Annotated in this window: 17 protein-coding genes; 14 read left to right on the top strand and 3 right to left on the bottom strand. The window is 63.4% G+C overall.

Annotation, left to right across the window (positions count from 1 at the left end; translation table 11 throughout):
• The first annotated feature begins 332 nt into the window (after window positions 1-332).
• The 7 genes from ACFSNN_RS06730 (at window position 333) to ACFSNN_RS06700 (ending at window position 8363) form a co-directional block, all read left to right on the top strand.
• Window positions 333-905 carry a helix-turn-helix domain-containing protein gene (locus ACFSNN_RS06730; RefSeq protein ID WP_134459690.1) on the top strand — a complete coding sequence of 191 codons (573 nt, stop codon included), beginning with the start codon at window positions 333-335 and terminating at the stop codon, window positions 903-905.
• Window positions 906-1085: 180 nt separating this feature from the next.
• On the top strand, window positions 1086-2702 hold the full coding sequence (locus tag ACFSNN_RS06725; RefSeq protein ID WP_134459693.1) for a peptide ABC transporter substrate-binding protein: 1617 nt from the start codon (window positions 1086-1088) through the stop codon (window positions 2700-2702).
• Between the two features lie 16 nt (window positions 2703-2718).
• The gene (locus ACFSNN_RS06720) at window positions 2719-3657 is read left to right on the top strand and encodes an ABC transporter permease subunit (RefSeq protein ID WP_134459697.1); all 939 of its coding nucleotides are present in this window, start codon (window positions 2719-2721) and stop codon (window positions 3655-3657) included.
• Between the two features lie 3 nt (window positions 3658-3660).
• Window positions 3661-4575, top strand: a complete 915-nt coding sequence (locus ACFSNN_RS06715) for an ABC transporter permease (RefSeq protein ID WP_244322874.1) — start codon at window positions 3661-3663, stop codon at window positions 4573-4575.
• Window position 4576: 1 nt separating this feature from the next.
• Window positions 4577-5575: an ABC transporter ATP-binding protein gene (locus tag ACFSNN_RS06710; protein ID WP_134459700.1), complete on the top strand. Its 999-nt coding sequence runs from the start codon at window positions 4577-4579 to the stop codon at window positions 5573-5575.
• Window positions 5572-6597 carry an ABC transporter ATP-binding protein gene (locus tag ACFSNN_RS06705; protein WP_134459703.1) on the top strand — a complete coding sequence of 342 codons (1026 nt, stop codon included), beginning with the start codon at window positions 5572-5574 and terminating at the stop codon, window positions 6595-6597. Before ACFSNN_RS06710 ends, ACFSNN_RS06705 begins: the two co-directional genes overlap by 4 nt.
• Before the next feature lie 176 nt (window positions 6598-6773).
• Window positions 6774-8363: an OprD family outer membrane porin gene (locus tag ACFSNN_RS06700; RefSeq protein WP_134459706.1), complete on the top strand. Its 1590-nt coding sequence runs from the start codon at window positions 6774-6776 to the stop codon at window positions 8361-8363.
• A gap of 50 nt (window positions 8364-8413) precedes the next feature.
• On the opposite strand, the gene ACFSNN_RS06695 is transcribed toward ACFSNN_RS06700, so the two are convergent.
• A complete protein-coding gene (locus ACFSNN_RS06695; protein ID WP_134465467.1) occupies window positions 8414-9292 on the bottom strand; it encodes an IclR family transcriptional regulator in 879 nt (292 codons plus the stop codon).
• Between the two features lie 303 nt (window positions 9293-9595).
• On the opposite strand from ACFSNN_RS06695, the gene ACFSNN_RS06690 reads away from it, so the two are divergent.
• The 7 genes from ACFSNN_RS06690 to ACFSNN_RS06660 are packed head-to-tail and all read left to right on the top strand — an operon-like array spanning window position 9596 to window position 16443.
• Window positions 9596-10687, top strand: a complete 1092-nt coding sequence (locus ACFSNN_RS06690) for an ABC transporter ATP-binding protein (protein WP_134459709.1) — start codon at window positions 9596-9598, stop codon at window positions 10685-10687.
• Entirely contained in the window at window positions 10680-11594 is a 915-nt protein-coding gene (locus ACFSNN_RS06685; protein ID WP_134459712.1) for an ABC transporter permease, read from the top strand. The genes ACFSNN_RS06690 and ACFSNN_RS06685 overlap by 8 nt, the downstream gene beginning before the upstream one ends.
• A 39-nt stretch (window positions 11595-11633) precedes the next feature.
• Window positions 11634-12428, top strand: a complete 795-nt coding sequence (locus tag ACFSNN_RS06680; protein WP_134459716.1) for an ABC transporter permease — start codon at window positions 11634-11636, stop codon at window positions 12426-12428.
• A complete protein-coding gene (locus tag ACFSNN_RS06675) occupies window positions 12428-12814 on the top strand; it encodes a (2Fe-2S)-binding protein (RefSeq protein ID WP_208949532.1) in 387 nt (128 codons plus the stop codon). The genes ACFSNN_RS06680 and ACFSNN_RS06675 overlap by 1 nt, the downstream gene beginning before the upstream one ends.
• Window positions 12811-14244 (top strand): FAD/NAD(P)-dependent oxidoreductase, encoded by a 1434-nt coding sequence (locus ACFSNN_RS06670; RefSeq protein ID WP_134459719.1) that lies wholly within the window; start codon window positions 12811-12813, stop codon window positions 14242-14244. Before ACFSNN_RS06675 ends, ACFSNN_RS06670 begins: the two co-directional genes overlap by 4 nt.
• Window positions 14237-15364, top strand: coding sequence for an NAD(P)/FAD-dependent oxidoreductase (locus ACFSNN_RS06665; protein WP_134459722.1), 1128 nt, complete (start codon window positions 14237-14239; stop codon window positions 15362-15364). The genes ACFSNN_RS06670 and ACFSNN_RS06665 overlap by 8 nt, the downstream gene beginning before the upstream one ends.
• 32 nt (window positions 15365-15396) lie before the next feature.
• Entirely contained in the window at window positions 15397-16443 is a 1047-nt protein-coding gene (locus tag ACFSNN_RS06660) for an ABC transporter substrate-binding protein (RefSeq protein WP_134459725.1), read from the top strand.
• Window positions 16444-16529: 86 nt separating this feature from the next.
• Here the strand turns inward: ACFSNN_RS06660 and ACFSNN_RS06655 are convergent, their stop codons facing one another.
• Both ACFSNN_RS06655 and panE read right to left on the bottom strand, forming a co-directional pair.
• On the bottom strand, window positions 16530-16829 hold the full coding sequence (locus tag ACFSNN_RS06655; protein WP_012426316.1) for a hypothetical protein: 300 nt from the start codon (window positions 16827-16829) through the stop codon (window positions 16530-16532).
• 67 nt (window positions 16830-16896) lie between these two features.
• Window positions 16897-17832 (bottom strand): 2-dehydropantoate 2-reductase, encoded by a 936-nt coding sequence (panE, locus tag ACFSNN_RS06650; RefSeq protein ID WP_134459728.1) that lies wholly within the window; start codon window positions 17830-17832, stop codon window positions 16897-16899.
• Between the last annotated feature and the right edge of the window lie 12 nt (window positions 17833-17844).

The raw sequence follows: 17844 nt of genomic DNA, 5'->3' as shown, positions 1-17844 counted from the left end.
CTGCCATTACACCCATGCACTTTCGTCGAATTGGCGCGTGCCTTCGGAAATAGCCTTTGGTGTCATACGCTTAAGCGTCCCGATAGTCATATTGCATAAGCGCGTCTATCAGCGTGCATACTGCGGTCGTTACTCCGATTGTTCGTCGTTTCCAGAAATAAACAGTCGTTTTGGCCGGGGTTAGTTTCGATTCTGGCAACATAGAGTGCTGTCTCGAAATGTGGTCACTCGCAACCACATGGGGCTGAAAAGCCTGCAGTCCCGCCCAAGACCGCAATCAAACCATATTTACTTATATCAAACAAATTTTGACGGGCTAATTTCCTCCTGCTATGGTCACGACAATTCAAAAAAGCAATCCGGCACTAGAAATCGGCAGCAAGATCCGCGCGTTGCGCCAACGGCTCAAGCGCACGCTGGATGACACGGCAACCGCGGCGGGAATCTCCAAGCCGTTTTTGTCGCAAGTCGAGCGCGGGCTGGCGTCACCGTCCATCACGTCGTTGGCCGGCATCGCTCACGCACTCGGCGTCACGGTGCAGTATTTCGTCGACACACCCAGCGAGGAACGCTGCGTGAGCCGGGGCGATCAGTTGAAGTTTTTCGGTTTTGCGGACTCGGCCAATCTGTTTGCGCGGCTGACCAACCTGACGGGCGGCCGTCAGCTCGAAGCGATCCTCGTGAGGATGCCGCCCGGGCAGAAGCGCTCTGAAGTGACCACGCATGCCGGGGAAGAGTTTGTTTATGTGATCGACGGCGAAGTGTCGTTGACGCTGGAAGGCAAGACGTTCGCATTGCACGCGGGAGACAGCGCGCATTACGAATCGACGGTGCCGCACAGCTGGGTGAACACCGCGCGCATCGAGTCGGTGGTCGTCTGGGTGGGCACACCGAGACTGTTCTAAAAAGCAGGCGCCTTATCCGGTTGAGCCGGCGAGGGATTGCCTGCATTACGCAATGTAAGGAATCCTGCATGTCGCGCTACCATCACGAGCAACAAGGGCCGCCCTGGCCCGGACAACGCAGCTAAACGGCGCCCCGGCGCCAGCGCGTTTCTTTCTCGACCTTTCCTGCGATCTCAACCGATGAAAACCCCGTTCGTCTACACGACGGCGCTGGCCGCGCTCGTCCTCACGTTTGCCCCTTCCGCTTTCGCCGTCACGGTGCCGCCTGGCGTCACGCTTGCCGCCAGTCAGGAGATGACCCGCCAGGTGCCGGGCGAAACCGAATCGCTCGACCCCGCGCATATCGAATCGTGGACCGGCAACACGATCGGCCTCGACCTGTCCGAAGGCCTGACGCGCATGGACGCGAGCGGCGCGATCGTGCCGGGCGTCGCGGAGTCGTGGTCGCGCAGCGGACCGAATACATGGGTTTTCAAGTTGCGCCACGATGCGCGCTGGAGCAACGGCCAGCCGGTCACGGCGTCCGACTTCGTCTACTCGTGGCAACGCGTGCTCGATCCGAAGACGGGTTCGAAATACACGGTACTGGTCGAATTCGTGAAGAACGCCAAGGCGATTCTTGCCGGCAAGGCGCAGCTGTCGAGCCTCGGCGTGCGCGCCGTCGATCCGTACACGCTCGAAGTCACGACCGAAGTGCCCGCCACGTTCTTCCCGCAGCTCACGGCCATGGCGACGATGACGCCGGTCAACCGCGCGGTCGTGACGAAGTTCGGCGGCGACTGGACCCGTCCGGGCAACTTCGTGGGCAACGGCCCGTATGCGCTGACCGACTGGCAGCCGAGCAACCGTCTGGTGGCCACCAAAAGCCCGACGTACTGGAATAACGGCAAGGTCGTGATCACGAAAGTGACCTACCTGCCGATCGAAAACGACGAAACGGCCATGCGCATGTATCAGGCTGGCCAGTTCGACTACACGTATTCGATTCCGTCAGGCGTCTACGCACAAGTGAGCAAGCAGTTCGGCCCCGAGCTGAAGACCGGCCTGCAGATCGCCACGTACTACTACAGCCTGAACAACGACGACCCCGCCTTCAAAGATAAGCGCGTGCGCGAGGCGCTGGCGATGGTGCTGGACCGCGACCTGCTGACCAAGCGTCTGACAGCCGACGGCGAAGTGCCCATGTACGGCCTGATCGCCAAGGGCACCGAAGGCTCCGGCGTCTTCACGCCGGAGTGGGCGAACTGGCCGATGGCCAAGCGCGTCGACTACGCGCGCAACCTGCTGAAGACCGCGGGCTATTCGGATGCGAAGCCGCTGACGTTCACGCTCACCTACAACACCAACGACCTGCACAAGAAAGTCGCGCTGTTCGCCACCTCGGAATGGCGCACCAAGCTCGGCGTGACCGCCAAGCTCGAAAACGTCGAATACAAGGTGCTGCTCAAGCAACGTCACGACGGCAAGGTGCAGGCCTCGCGCGACGGCTGGTTCGTCGACTACAACGACGCCAACTCGTTCTTCGATCTGATCCGCTGCAACAGCGTGCAGAACGACCAGCACTACTGCAATCCGCAAGTCGACAAGCTGATCGACGAAGGCAACCAGCAGCTCGACGATGCGAAGCGCACCGCGCTGTTCACGCAGGCGCATGACCTGGCCATGAACGATTACCCCGTGGTATCGCTCTTCCAGTACTCGGCCGACCGGCTGGTCAAGTCGTATGTGGGCGGCTACAAGCCGACCAACTACCTCGACCAGCGCGCCACGCAAGACATGTATCTGATCAAGCACTGAGCGCGGGAGCACCGTCATGCTGGCCTATACGCTGCGCCGCACGCTCTGGGCGATCCCGACGATTCTCGTCGTGATCACCGCGTGCTATCTGCTGCTGCATCTCACCCCGGGCGGCCCGTTCGACACCGAGAAGCATCTCTCGGCCGCCGTGCTCGCGAACCTGAACGCCAAGTATCACCTCGACGAACCGTTGTGGCTGCAGTACCTCCACTACCTCGGCTCGCTGCTGCACGGCGACCTCGGGCCGTCGTTCCGCTACGCCGACTGGTCGGTCAACGACCTGGTGTGGAAAGCGCTGCCGGTGAGTCTCGGCGTAGGCGGCGTGTCGGTGCCGATCGCGCTCGTGATCGGCGTCGCGCTCGGCACGGTGGCCGCCGTGCGGCGCGACCGCTTCGTCGATCACTTCGTGATGGTGCTCGGCAATCTCGGCAACGTGGTGCCGCCTTTCGTGCTGGGGCCGGTGCTGGTGTGGATCTTCGCGATCCTGCTGAAAACGTCTGAGGGACACGGCTGGCTGCCGGCCGGCGGCTGGGGCGAAGGTGAATGGCGCTATCGCGTGCTGCCGATCGTGCTGCTCACCATCATCAACGTCGCCGCGATTGCGCGTGTGATGCGCGGCAGCATGATCGAAGTGCTGTCGGGCAATTTCATCCGCACCGCTCGAGCCAAGGGTTTGCCGGGTCGCACGATCGTCCTGCGCCACGCCATGAAGCCCGCGCTGATGCCGGTCGTCTCGCTGCTCGGCTCGATCTGCATCTCGTCGATCACCGCGGCGGTGGTCACCGAATCGGTATTCGCGCTGCCGGGCCTCGGTCAACTGGTCGTCAACGGCGCGATCAATCGCGACTACACCCTCGTGCTCGGCCTCGTCGTGCTGACGACCGCGGTTGCCGTGCTGTTCAATCTGCTGGTCGACCTCGCGTATGCGTGGCTCGATCCGCGCATCCGGTACTGATCCATGCCCCGCTCAATTCAATCGACTACCGCGGCGCTCGATCCGCTCGCGGCCATCGCCAGGGCGCCGCGTTCGCGCGGCCCGCTCGCCACCGCCGCATGGCGCTTCGTGCGCAACCGCGCCGCATTCGCCGGCTTCGTCGTGCTGATGCTGATCGTGATCGCCTGCGTGGCCGGTCCGTGGCTGCTGCCGAACAATCCGATCGATAGCGACTGGAGCGCGATCAGCCTGCCGCCCACGCTGCAAAACATGCATTGGTTCGGCACCGACGAACTGGGCCGCGATCTGCTTGCGCGCACGCTGCAAGGCGGACGCGTGTCGCTCGAAGTCGGTTTGCTCGGCACGCTGGTGTCGGGGCTGATTGGCGTGGCGTATGGCGCGACCGCGGGCTATCTCGGCGGACGCGTCGACGCGGTGATGATGCGCATCGTCGACATGATGTACGCGATTCCCTACATGCTGATCGCCATCCTGATGATGACGATGTTCGGCCGCGCTTTCTATCTGGTCGTGCTCACTATCAGCGCGTTTTCGTGGCTCGACATGGCGCGGGTGGTGCGCGGCCAGACGCTGTCGTTGCGCTCGCGCGAATTCATCGACGCGGCGAGAGCGATCGGTGTGAGTTCGGGCTCGATCATCGCGCGTCACATCGTGCCGAATCTGTTCGGCGTGGTCGTCGTGTACGCGAGTGTGACGGTGCCGAACATCGTGCTGACGGAATCAGTGCTGTCGTTTCTCGGCCTCGGCGTGCAGGAGCCGATGACGAGCTGGGGCGTGCTGATTCAGGACGGCGCGCAAAAGCTCGAATCGATGCCCTGGCTGCTGCTGTGCCCGGCCGTGATGCTATGCGTGACGCTGTATTGCGTGAATTTCGTCGGCGATGGTCTGCGCGACGCATTCGATCCGAAGGACCGCTGACATGCCGCTACTCGAAGTCAAAGACCTCAGCGTACGCTTTACGCGCCGCGAAGGCGCACCCGTCGACGCGGTGCAAGGCGTGTCGTTTTCGCTCGAGGCGGGCCGCACGCTCGGCATTGTCGGCGAATCGGGCTCAGGCAAGAGCCAGACCGTGATGGCGCTTCTTGGCCTTCTTGCCGGCAACGGCAAGGTATCGGGCAGCGCGACCTATCGCGGCGAGAACCTGCTGACCATGAACGAAGCCTCGCTGAACAAGATTCGCGGCGACCGCATCGGCATGATCTTTCAGGACCCGATGACCTCGCTCAATCCGTTCCTGACGATCGAACGGCAGATGACCGAGACGCTGCAACTGCATCGCAAGATGTCGCGCCGCGAAGCGCGCCGCCGCGCCATTGAAACGCTCGAATCGGTGCGTATTCCCGACGCCGCGCGCCGCATCGGCATGTACCCGCACGAGTTTTCGGGCGGCATGCGCCAGCGCGTGATGATCGCGATGGCGTTGCTTTCGGAGCCGGAAATCCTGATCGCCGACGAGCCCACCACTGCGCTCGACGTCACCGTGCAGGCGCAGATCATCGAGTTGCTGCGCGAACTGAATCGCGAACGCGGCACGGCGATCATTCTGATCACGCACGACATGGGCGTGGTGGCCGGCCTATGCGACGACGTGATGGTGATGTACGCGGGCCAGACCGTCGAGCAGGCGAACGCCGCCGCGCTATTCGCCGCGCCGACGCATCCGTACACGCTCGGCCTGCTGAACGCGCTGCCGCGTCTCACCGACGATGACGACGAGCGTCCGCTGCAAACCATTCCGGGCAATCCTCCGTTGCCCGGCGAAGTCGGCGCGGGTTGTGCATTCGCGCCGCGCTGTGGGTATTGCACCGATCGTTGCCGTGAATCGCGGCCACCACTTGCCGCCTCCGCTGATCACGTCGACGCGCTGCGCGCGTGCCATCGCCCGGTGGTTGAAATTCTCGAGGCACAACACGTATGAACACCACTCCGTTTGCAAATCAGGACGCGGCAACGTTGTTGCGCGTCGACAATCTCAAGGTGCAATTCGGCGTGCCGCGCGGCGGCTATCCGTGGTCCGGCAAAGCGACGCTGCGCGCGGTGGACGGCGTGTCGTTCAACGTGCGGCGCGGCGAAACCGTGGGACTCGTCGGTGAATCGGGTTGCGGCAAGTCGACGCTTGCGCGCGCGATCATCGGACTCGCGCCGGTGGCGAGCGGCAGCGTGCGCTGGCTTGGCGACGAAACCGTGCTGCCCGCCGCACGCCGCGATACCTCGCGTTTGCGCCGCGACGTGCAGATGATTTTCCAGGACCCGCTCGCCTCGCTCGATCCGCGCATGACGATCGAGCAGATCGTTTCCGAACCGTTGACGACGCACGGCCAGGATGTCGCCCGTGCCGATGTACAGCGGCGCGTGCTGACCATGCTCGAACGTGTCGGCCTCAACGCGCAGCATCTGCGCCGCTATCCGCACGAGTTTTCCGGCGGCCAGTGTCAGCGCGTCGGCATTGCGCGCGCGCTGATCGGCGAACCGCAACTGGTGATCTGTGACGAGCCGGTGTCCGCGCTCGACGTGTCGATTCAGGCGCAAATCGTCAACCTGTTGCGCGATCTGCAACGCGAACTCTCGCTCTCGCTGCTGTTCGTCGCGCACGATCTGGCCGTGGTGAAAGCAATCAGCCACCGCGTGCTGGTGATGTATCTGGGTCGCGTGATGGAATTCGGCGACAAGCGCGAGGTGTACGGCACGCCGCGCCATCCGTATACGCGGGCGTTGCTCTCGGCCGTGCCGGTGCCCGATCCGGTGGTGGAGCGCGCGCGCCGTCATCTGCTGTTGCGCGGCGAAATTGCCTCACCGCTCAATCCACCTTCCGGCTGCGCGTTTCGCACGCGCTGCCCGGATGCAATCGACGCCTGTGCCCGGGAAATTCCGCAGCCCGTCACGCACGGCGCGAGGGCGACACGGGTCGCGTGTATTCGCGTGGAAGACACCGTGAGGTAAGTGCCGCCGGCGCACCGCCAGCACACCGAAGAAGCTGAAAGATTAAACCGTATTCCCGGCGCGGCGGGCCGTCGCGCCGCTGGATTCGTTCGTCCTGCCAACCGCGGAACGAGCGATAGGCATGGACTGGCTAACCGCCAGCCAAAGATTCACCACAATAATCAGAGACGTACTCAATGAAAGATACCCGATCAAAAAACCGGTCGAAAAAAACCGGAGCAGCAACGTTCTTTTACTGCGCATTCACGCTTCCCGCACTGACCTTTGCCGCAAACGCGTATGCCGACGACGGCGTCACGGAGCCCACCTCCGAGGCGTCTAAAACTCAAACGGTCGCGCAAACGTTGTCGTCCCCCGCGCAACTCGCGCAGACCGCGCAAAGCACAACGACGCAGCAAAACAACTCGTCCGGCAAGCGTCGCGCTGAACAAGGCGGCCAGGTGCGTAACGACCAGCCCGACACCACCAACGCCATCGTCAACGCCGAGGCCAGTCAGACAGTCACGCCGCCCGCGCCGCCGTCGAGCCAGGCGGCAAGCAAGGGTTTCATCGCGGACAGCCATCTGAATCTGCAGTTTCGCAACTATTCCGACTACTTCCAGGCGCCCAACACGATCTACCGTCACGCGTGGGTCCAGGGCGCGCAGGCCAACTTTGAATCCGGCTACACGCAAGGGCTGGTCGGCTTCGGCGTCGATGCATCGCTGTTCGGCGCGCTCAAGCTCGACGGCGGCAACGGCGCGGGCAACATGGTGCATGTGGGCAAGGACGGCGGCGGCTCGCAGCAACTCGCGTGGGCGTATCCCGGCATGTACGACATCAAGGGACGCATTTCGGAAACGGTCGTGAAGTACGGATTGCAGGACGTGACGAACCCGTTCCTCGAACCGCACGACAACCGCGCGTTGCCGCCAACCTTCCTCGGCGTCTCGCTGGTCAGCAACGATCTCGCGCACACCGAACTCCAGGCCGGCAGCTTCACCAAAGTCGACGCGCGCGGCCACACCAACCTGACCAATCTCACCACCTCGTACGGCGGCACGCGGATCGATCGCCTCACGTATGTGGGCGGCACGTGGCACTACGCAAAGAACGGCGAGATGGCGCTGTACGTCGATCAGGCCGACGATGTCTGGCGTCAGTACTACGGTTCTGTCGCCCAGTCGTTCGGCGATCCGACCACCATCAAGTGGAGCGGTCTCGCCAACATCTACTCGACGCACGACACCGGCGCGTCGCGTCAGGGGCACATCAACAGCAATGCGTACAGCGTGTCGGTCTCCGCGCAGCACGGCCCGCATGCGCTGCTGCTCGGCTACCAGCAGGTGCTCGGCGACCAGTTCTTCGACTACGTGAACGAGACCAACGGCATCTACCTGACCAACTCGATGGACGTGGACTACAACGCGCCACACGAGCAGTCACTGCAATTGCGCTATACGTTCGACGGCAAATACGCCGGCGTGCCCGGCCTCAAGGCGATGTTCTGGGGGCAATACGGCTGGGGCGCGGATGCGTCGGCGGGCGCGGCGGAGAATGCCTCGCCCTCGGCGCCGTTGCATGATCTCTACTGGAAGAACGGCGAGCCCGTGCATGGCCATCATCACGAGTTCGGTTTCATTCCGAGCTACACGCTGCAAAGCGGACGCTTCAAGGACACAAAGGTCACGTTCATCGCGATGTGGCACAACAGCCAGTATCACTACTCGGATGGCAACAACATGGAGTACCGGCTGGTCGTGAATGTGCCGGTGAAGGTGTTCTAAGCGGATCGAGGCGGCGCGGTTTGCGCACTGCCTCGTCATCGCGCACGCGCTCAGCCGGCGATCCGTTCAGTGGTTAACGCGCGCGACAAGCCATGCATCGGCCGGCGCAACGCGACATCGAACGGATTGGTTTGCGGGCCGATCGCATCGGCCTGCCGCCGCAGCAACTCGACCACCATCGGCAGACGATCGTCGCCGAGGCGCGCGGCCAGCGTGCCGACGCTCAACGCCGCCACCGCCACGCCCGTGCGGTCCAGAATCGGCACAGCCACGCCCGCCATGCCGTCGAGCACGCCGCTATTGCGGCCTGCGTAGCCCAACTGGCGCACGCGTTCGATCTCGGTGCGCAAATACACTTCGTCGAGCACGCCGTAGCCGCGAATGCGCGGGACGTTGAAGCGGATGATCTCCTCGCGCTCCGCCTCGGGCAAAAACGCGAGAATCGCCAGACTGCCCTGCCCGACACCCAAGGCGACACGCCCGCCGATATCGCCGGTGAACGAGCGGATCGGAAACGGCCCTTCGCAGATGTCGAGACATACCGCGTCGAAACTGCTTTTGACGAGCAGAAAGATCGTGTCGCCGAGACTCGCGCACAGACGCAATAACGCGGGACGGCACAGCGTGCGCATGCCGCTCGGATTGCCCGCCTGCGCCGCGAGCGCGAAAAAATCCACACTCAGCCGGTACAGCTTGGAGCTTTCGTCCTGTTCGACGATGCCCTCCGCGATCAACGCATGCAGGATGCGATGCACGGTGCCCTGGGTCAGCCCGACCGCTTTCGCGAGACGTGTGACGCGTCCGCCGTCCGGCTGCGCCTCGGACAATGCGCGGATAACCGCGAATGCGCGCTCCAGCATGCCGGGGCCGGGGGCGCTGCCTGTGTCGGCGATGTCGGGGTGAGTATCTCGTTTGGCGGCAGGATTCATTTCAATGGCTTTCAATTATTTCACTGATCGGAACACTATAAAGTGTTTTATCCGTCAGCGGAATCAGGACCGCGTTACCGAGTAGCAACGTTGTGCCGATGATTCATAGGGATTTTCCGGAGGTCATGCAGCGGAACACTTGCCATCGGTTTCAACAAATACATTTCGTTTACCGGAATTTTTTTTAATCTTATACCGGCAAACGGAATTTGAAATTGACTGACGGTAATTTGGCTAGCTAGAGTCGGCATCATCAAGGCAGTAGTCGGTTGAACCGGTGTCGAACCATCCAAAGGCCAGATCATGTCGTTCCTCACACTCACGGACGTAACGAAATCGTTCGGCGATCTGCAGGCAGTCGCCGACGTGAACCTGTCGGTGGAAAAAGGCGAGTTCGTTTCGTTGCTCGGGCCGTCCGGCTGCGGCAAGACCACCACCTTGCAGATGATCGCGGGCTTCGTCGAGACGACGCACGGACGCATCACGCTCGACGGCCACGACATCACGCACATGAAACCGAACAAGCGTGGTCTCGGCATCGTGTTCCAGAGCTACGCGCTGTTTCCGCACATGAGCGTCGCCGACAACGTCGGCTTCGGGCTGGAGATGCGCAACATCGACAAGGCCGAGCGCAGGGAGCGTATTCGCGAAGCGCTGTCGCTGGTGCGCCTCGATACGCTCGCGCATCGCTTTCCGCGCGAACTCTCCGGCGGTCAGCGTCAACGGGTGGCGCTTGCCCGCGCCATCGTGATCGCGCCGCCGGTGCTGCTGCTCGACGAACCGATGTCGAATCTCGACGCCAAATTGCGCGAAGACATGCAGTTCGAACTGCGCGGCATTCAACGCAAGATCGGCACGACCACCATCATGGTGACGCACGATCAATCCGAAGCGCTGTCGATCAGCGATCGCGTGGTGGTGATGGAAGCCGGCCGCATCACGCAGATCGACACGCCGTACGAAGCGTACGAGCGCCCGGAGAATCGCTTCGTCTCGCAGTTCATCGGCAAGGCCAACATGCTGCCGGGCACCGTGGTGGCGCGCGACGGCGACGCGATCCGCATCGACCTCGGCCACGATCTCGCCGAGACGGGACACACGGCGCAATTGCCGGCGCGCGAACGCGTGGTCGGCGTCGGCGATGCGGTGACCTTGTGCATCCGTCCGGAAAAACTGCGTCTGTGCGCACCGAACGCGGGACGTGTGCCAGCCACCGTAACGAGCCGCTTCTTTCTCGGCAGCCAGTGGCTGTACCGATTGGACAGCCGCCTGGGCGAAGTGCTGGTGTGCTGCCAGAACGAAGGCACGGAGCCGCTGCCCGAAGGCGCGACGGTCGGCGTCGACTGGAACAGCGAGGCGATCCGCTTCATTCAACGGGAAGCGCATCATGGCTAGTACGCTGCCCGCCGCCGACAACCGCGACATGAAATCCGGCAACGCCCGCCGCGCGCCGTGGCATGCATTTTTGCCGCTCTGGCTGATGTGCGCGCCGGCCTTCCTCCTGTTCGTGGCGCTCGTGCTGGTGCCGCTTCTCATGACGCTGGTGCTGACTTTCTATCGCTTCGATCCCGCCAGCGGACCGATTGCCGCGTTCCAGTTCGGCAATTACGCAGAAGTGCTGAGCTCGTCGTATTACCACACCATCTTTCTGCGCACCTTCGGCATTGCGTTTCTGGTGACGCTGCTGTGCATCGTGATCGGCACGCCGGAAGCGTACGTGCTCTCTCGAATGCGCGATCCGTATCGCTCGATGTTCCTGCTGGTGATTCTCGCGCCGCTGCTCGTTTCGGTGGTAGTGCGTGCGTTCGGCTGGAGCATGCTGCTCAATACCAACGGCCTCGTGAACCAGGCATTCGGTCTGGTCGGGCTCGGTCCGTACAAACTCGAGTACACGACCTTCGCGATCGTCATCGCACTTGTGCACGTGATGCTGCCGTTCATGGTGATTCCGGTGTGGACCGCGTTGCAGAAGCTCGACCCGCAAACGGAAAACGCCGCGCTGTCGCTGATGGCGTCGCCGGCCACCACGCTGCGCCGCATCGTCCTGCCGCAACTGACGCCGGGCATTCTGTCGGGCAGCCTGATGGTGTTCGGCTTGTCGGCGAGCGCCTTCGCGATTCCGGGCCTGCTCGGCGGACGACGCCTGAAAGTCGCCGCCACCGCCGTCTACGACGAATTCCTCGGCTCGCTGAACTGGCCGCTCGGCGCGACCATCGCGCTTCTGCTGCTGGTCGCGAATCTGATCGTGATGCTCACGTACTACCGGGTTCTGGAACGCAAGTACACCAGAAGCCTCGGTTAATTCATCGGCGCTCTCATCGGCACATTCAGTGAAAACATCATGAGAAAAAACGGCCCCATCGCGCTGATTTTCCACACGCTCGTGATTGCGTTCGTGCTCGCGCCGCTCGTGATCGTCGTGCTGGTCGCCTTCACGCCCGACGAAACGCTCACGCTACCCACGCACGGCGTCTCGTTGCGCTGGTTCCGCGCGATCCTCAACTACCCGGATTTCATCGGCGCGTTTTTCAACAGCCTGAAACTGGCATTCGCTTCGGCGACGCTGTCGCTGATCGTGGCGCTGCCCGCCGCGCTCGCCATCGGCCGCGCGCGTTTTCCGGGGCGCGGCTTTCTCAATGGCCTGTTGCTGTCGCCGCTCGTGATTCCCGGCCTCGTACTCGGTATCGCGCTGCTGCGCTTCTTCGCGTTGATCGGCGCGACCGGCTCGTTCGCGTGGCTCGTGCTCGCGCACATGATCATCATCACGCCGTTCGTGATGCGGCTCGTGCTGGCTTCCGTGAGCGGACTCGACCGCAGCATCGAGCATGCCGCGCACTCGCTCGGCGCCGACCCATGGACCACGTTTCGCCGCATCACCTTTCCGATGATTCTGCCGGGGATTACCGGCGGCTGGCTGCTGGCCTTCATCAACAGCTTCGACGAATTGACGATGTCGATCTTCGTCACCTCGCCGCAAACCGTCACGCTGCCGGTGCGTATGTACATGTACGCGACCGAATCGATCGATCCGATGATGGCCTCCGTCTCCGCGCTGGTGATCTTCATCACCGGTGGCGCGATGCTGCTGCTCGACCGCGTATATGGCCTGAACCGCATTCTGATCGGCCAGCACTGATGCCTTCTTCCGACCACACTTTCATGCCGTCCACGTTGCCGCCCACTCAAATCGCCGCATCGCAGTTCATCCGTTTGGCGGAAACGCGGCGTGAACCGTTGCACTTCTTTATCGACGGCCAGCAAGTCGCCGCACTGCAAGGCGATACGCTGCTGACAGCCGTGCTGATGCAGCAACGCCGTGTGCGCGAAAGCGAATTCAGCGGCGCGCCGCGCGCCGGCTTCTGCCTAATCGGCGCATGCCAGGACTGCTGGATGCGCACCGAAGACGGCAAACGTGTGCGCGCGTGCTCGACGCTCGTGACCGAAGGCATGCGCGTGCTCACCCGGCTCGCTGCTGTGGAAACCAGCGCCGGCGCCGCGAATGAAACCGGAGACGCCCGATGAGCGACGAACGCCGCATCGTGATCGTCGGCGCCGGGCCCGCAGGCGTACGCGCCGCCGAGACGCTGGTCGCGGCTGGCGTGAAGCCGATCGTGATCGATGAGAACGCGCGCTGGGGCGGTCAGATTTATCGGCAACCGCCGGTGAACGGCGGCTTTGAGCGCTCGAAAAAAACACTCTACGGTTTCGAAGCGCACAAGGCCGAAGCCGTGCATTCGACCATGGCCGCGCTTCTGCCTCATCTCGACTATCGCCTCGACACGCTCGCGTGGGCCTGCGAAGCCGGTCGCCTCGATACCTTGCATGCGGGACGCGAGCTGCGCGTGCCGTTCTCGCATCTGATCATTGCCAGCGGCGCGACCGACCGCGTGCTGCCCATACCGGGCTGGACCTTGCCCGGCGTCTACACACTCGGCGCGGCCCAGGTCGCGCTGAAGGCGCAAGGCTGCGCGATCGGCCGACGCGTCGTGCTGGCCGGCACCGGACCGCTGCTCTATCTCGTGGCGTATCAGTACGTGAAAGCCGGCGCGCAAGTCATCGCCGTACTCGACACGAGTCCGCTCTCGCAGCAGATCGCCGCGGCGCCGAAGCTCGCGCGCCTGCCGGGCACGTTCGCCAAAGGTCTGTACTACGTCGGCTGGCTAAAAACGCACGGCGTGCGGATCGAGCGCGATGTGACGCTGGTGGGAATTCGCGGCGTGGATGGTGTGCAGGCGCTCGAATGGCGCGCTTCGCGTGAAGGCTCGCCGACCGAAACCATTGCATGCGACGCGGTCGGCGTGAGCTTCGGCCTGAAACCCGAAACGCAGCTCGCCGATCTCGCGGGCTGCCGCTTCCGTTTCGATGCGACCAACCGATGCTGGCTGCCTGAAGTGGACCCGGCGGGACGCAGTTCCTTGCGCGGCCTCTATCTTGCCGGCGACGGCGCGGGCATCGCCGGTGCGGACGCCGCCGAACTGGCCGGCCGCCGCGCCGCGCTCGCCTTGCTCGACGACCTTGGCATCGCGCATCCGCGTGGTGCGGGAATGCCCGACGCGGCATCGATCGAGCGTAGCCTGAAACGTATCGCAGTGTTTCGCGAGGGCATCGAAACGGCCTTCGCGCCGCCGTCCAACTGCGCAGTGCAATGGCCCGACGACATGACCGTGTGCCGCTGCGAAGAAATCGACGCGGGTACCTTGCGGCGCTGTATTCGCAGCGGCGAAGCGAATGAAATCAACCGGCTGAAGGCGCTCACGCGCGTCGGCATGGGCCGCTGCCAAGGGCGCATGTGCGGCGAAGCTGCGCTCACTCTGCTCGCCGAAGAAACCGGCAAGCCGCTCGACGCCGTGGGCCGTTTGCGCAGCCAGCCGCCCGTCAAACCGATTCCGCTCGCGCCGGAAATGTATGCCGACGACGTCGCCGAAATTCCCGTGGAGGCGCGCGATGAGTAACACGCAGCACTACGACGTCGCGATTGCGGGCGGCGGCCTGGTCGGTTCATCGGCGGCATTGGCGCTCGCTAAGCGCGGCTTGCGCGTCGGCCTGTTCGAGCGGCGCTATTGCGGCGCGCAGGCAAGCGGCGTGAATTACGGCGGCGTGCGCTGTCAGGGGCGGCCGGTCGAACAGATGCCGCTCGCCATTCGCGCACGGCGCATCTGGGACCGCTTGCCGGAGTTGATCGGCATCGACGGCGAGTTCACGGTGTCGGGACATTTGCGCCTCGCTCGCAGCGAAAGCGATCTCGCCGCGCTGCAGACGTGGGCCGACATGGCGCGCGAGTTTGGACTGCACGCGCAACTGGTCAGCGGCGCGGCGTTCCGCCAGCGCTACCCGTGGCTCGGGCCGGCGGCCGTGGGCGGCTCGCTGTGCGCGAGCGACGGTCACGCGAACCCGCGGCTGGTGTCGCCCGCCTTCGCGCGCGCCGCGCGGGCCGCCGGTGCGGACGTGCGCGAGCAAACCGAACTCACCGGCATTCATCACGACGGCACGCGCTTTCAACTGCGCGCAGGCGACACGCGCATCAGCGCCGACTGGCTCATCAATTCGGCCGGCGCGTGGGCGAATACGGTGGCCGGTTACTTCGGCGAAACCGCGCCGATGAAACCAATCTACCCGAACATGTGGGTCACCGAACCGCTGCCGCTTTTCATCACGCACAACCTGGGCGTGTACGGCGGCGGCATCTACGCACGGCAAGTGGCGCGCGGCAATTGCGTGATCGGCGGCGGACGCGGACATGGCGACGGCGAATATGGCCAACCGTCGACGGACACCACGCGCGCCGTGATGCGCGACGCGTGCGCGCTGCTGCCCGCGCTGCGCGAGGCGCTGCTGATCCGCACGTGGAGCGGCGTGGAAGGCGAAACGCCCGACAGCAATCCGATCATCGGTGCGAGCCGGACCGTGCCGCGTCTGTTGCATGCATTCGGTTTTTCAGGCGGCGGCTTCCTGCTCGCGCCGGGCGTCGGCGAAGTGCTTGCCGATCTCGTCGTCGACGGTGCCACCGCCACGCCACTCGACGCTTTTTCGATTGGCCGCTTTGCTGCTGTCGCGACCTCACCGGTCGCTTAAGTTTTCGTATAGTGAACCTCAGGAGCCCCTCAATGAAATTGTTCAAGACGCTCGCGGCGCTGGCCGCATTGTGTGCATTCGGCGCGGCCGCGCCGGCTTGGTCGCAGACCAAGACGATCTACATCGGCATGAATGGCGGCCCGATGGAGAAAGCTTATACGAGCCAGGTGCTGCCCGACTTCGAGAAGGCCAACAATGTGAAGGTGGTCGTGGTACCGGGCACGTCGTCGGACATTCTTGCCAAGCTGCTCGCCAACAAGGCCAATCCACAGATTCACGTGGTGTTTCTCGACGATGGCGTGATGGCGCGCGCGATCAGCATGGGCGTGTGCAAGAAGCTCGACGATGCACCCGTGCTCAAGGAACTCTATCCGTTCGCGCGCATGAAGGACGACATGGGCGCGGGCGTGCAACTCGGCATGACCGGCATCGCGTACAACAAGAAGCTGTTCGCTGAAAAAGGCTGGGCGCCACCGACCTCGTGGATGGATTTCGCCGATCCGAAATACAAAGGCAAGGTGGTGTTCCAGTCGGCGTCTAGCAGCACTTTCGGCCTGCACGGCTTTCTCGCCATCAACCGCTTGATGGGCGGCAGCGAGCAGAACGTGGAGCCGGGCTTCACGAAATGGGCGAGCACGGTCGGCCCGAACGTGGTCGAGTACGTGCCGAATTCGGCGAAGATTTCCGAAATGGTCCAGACCGGCGAAGCGGGCCTGTTCCCGTTGACGCCGACCGCCGTGGGCGATCTGGCGGACAAGGGCATTCCGGTCGGCTATGTGAATCCGAAAGAAGGTCCGGTGCTGCTGCTCGTCGATCTGTGCGTAGTCAACAACAACCCCGATCCGCAACTGGCGCAGAAGCTCGCGCAATTCCTGCTGTCCGCGCCGGCGCAGACCAAGGCCGCGGAAGCCGGCCGTCAGATTCCCACCAACCGTCTCGCGAAGATGACGCCGCCGATGCAGCAAAGCCTCGGCAACATCGACGATCTGGTGCGCAAGGTGACGGTGGTGGATTGGGATACGATCAACGCACACCGCGCGCAGTGGGACACGCGCTGGAACCGGCAGATCGAACGCTAAGCGCTGACCGATTGCGCTTCAACGAAAACGCGCGCCTTGCAACTGTGCAAGGCGCGCGTTTTTTATGCGTGAGCATGGGTGTGGTTCTAGAAAATCACCGACATCGCCACCGCAAGCCAGATCCCCGCCACGCCGGCAAGAAACAGATGCCGCGCAATGCGAATCCGGCTATCGCTGCCTTCGGGTTCGACAGGACTCGTGGCGACCCACGGCACGAGCCCGAGACACCCGAAACCGATCAGCGCGAACACAAACACGAAGACGTCGGCCGCTCGCCACTGTATCGGCTCATACAAACCCCAGTAGCCGAGAAAGACGATGCCGATCGAGAAGATCGTGGCCGAAGCGGCACTGAGTGCGGGCACTGATCCGATGGGAGTCGGCATGCTTCACCTCTGAACGTTAGACTGTCCGCCATGCCCGCGAAGTCCCGATTCGTGCCCGTGGCAACGCTCAGGACGTGCGGGCCTGCCGCGCTTCATACGTCTTCAGATGACTATAGGCGATACGCAGCAACGACAGGCCGTGCTCGCCCTTTTGCGCGTCGCCGCCGCGAGAAATCAGATCGCCGAGAATATGATCCGCCTCGGTATGCGAGTGATTTTCCACGTCCCGCAACATGGACGCGGTGAGCGGCGAAGGCGTGAAGAGCGTTTGCGTGGCGCGTGCGTCGAAGTCCGGGCCCATGGTGAAGCCGTTGTGCTCGGCCACCGCGCGGCACTCGCCAAGCAAGTTCTCGATCACGCGCTTGCCGTCCGGCGCAGCCAGAATATCGCCGACCGAACCGCGCATCAAGCACGTGCCGGCCGCCAATGTGGCCAGGAACACCCACTTCTCCCACATGCGCAGCAAGATGTTGTCGCTGATCACAGCGTCGAAATTCGCATCGCTCATCGCTTCGGCGATTGCCTGAACACGTTCCGACGCGCCGCCGGCCTGCTCGCCGAAAGTGATCGCGTGGGTGTCGTTCAGATGCACGATATGCTGCTCGGCGTTGAGCGTGGCGGCGATCACACATTGGCCGCCCAGCACGCGCGCGGCGCCGAACTTTTCGTTGAGTACCTCGATATGGCGCATGCCGTTGAGCATCGGCAGAATCAACGTCGATTCGCCGACTAGCGGCGCGAAGGAATCGATCGCGTCGTCGAGACTGAAGGCCTTGCAGCTCAGCAGCACCAGATCGAACGGCTCGGCGCTGACGCCGGCGAGAATCGTTTGCGGATCGGGCAGCTTGAGATCGCCACGCACGCTGCTGATCACGAGCCCGTCACGCTTGAGCTTTTCCGCCCGGCCGGGACGCACGAGGAAGGTCACGTCCTGGCCCGCCGCTGCGAGACGCCCGCCGAAATAGCCGCCTACGGCGCCCGCCCCTACTACTAGAATTCGCATCTTTGGCCTCTT

The sequence above is a fragment of the Paraburkholderia dipogonis genome (genome assembly GCF_042680985.1).
Taxonomy (GTDB): Bacteria; Pseudomonadota; Gammaproteobacteria; order Burkholderiales; family Burkholderiaceae; genus Paraburkholderia; species Paraburkholderia phytofirmans.
The sequence above is the reverse complement of the archived record's forward strand: the minus strand, read 5'-3'. Positions and strand labels throughout refer to the sequence as shown.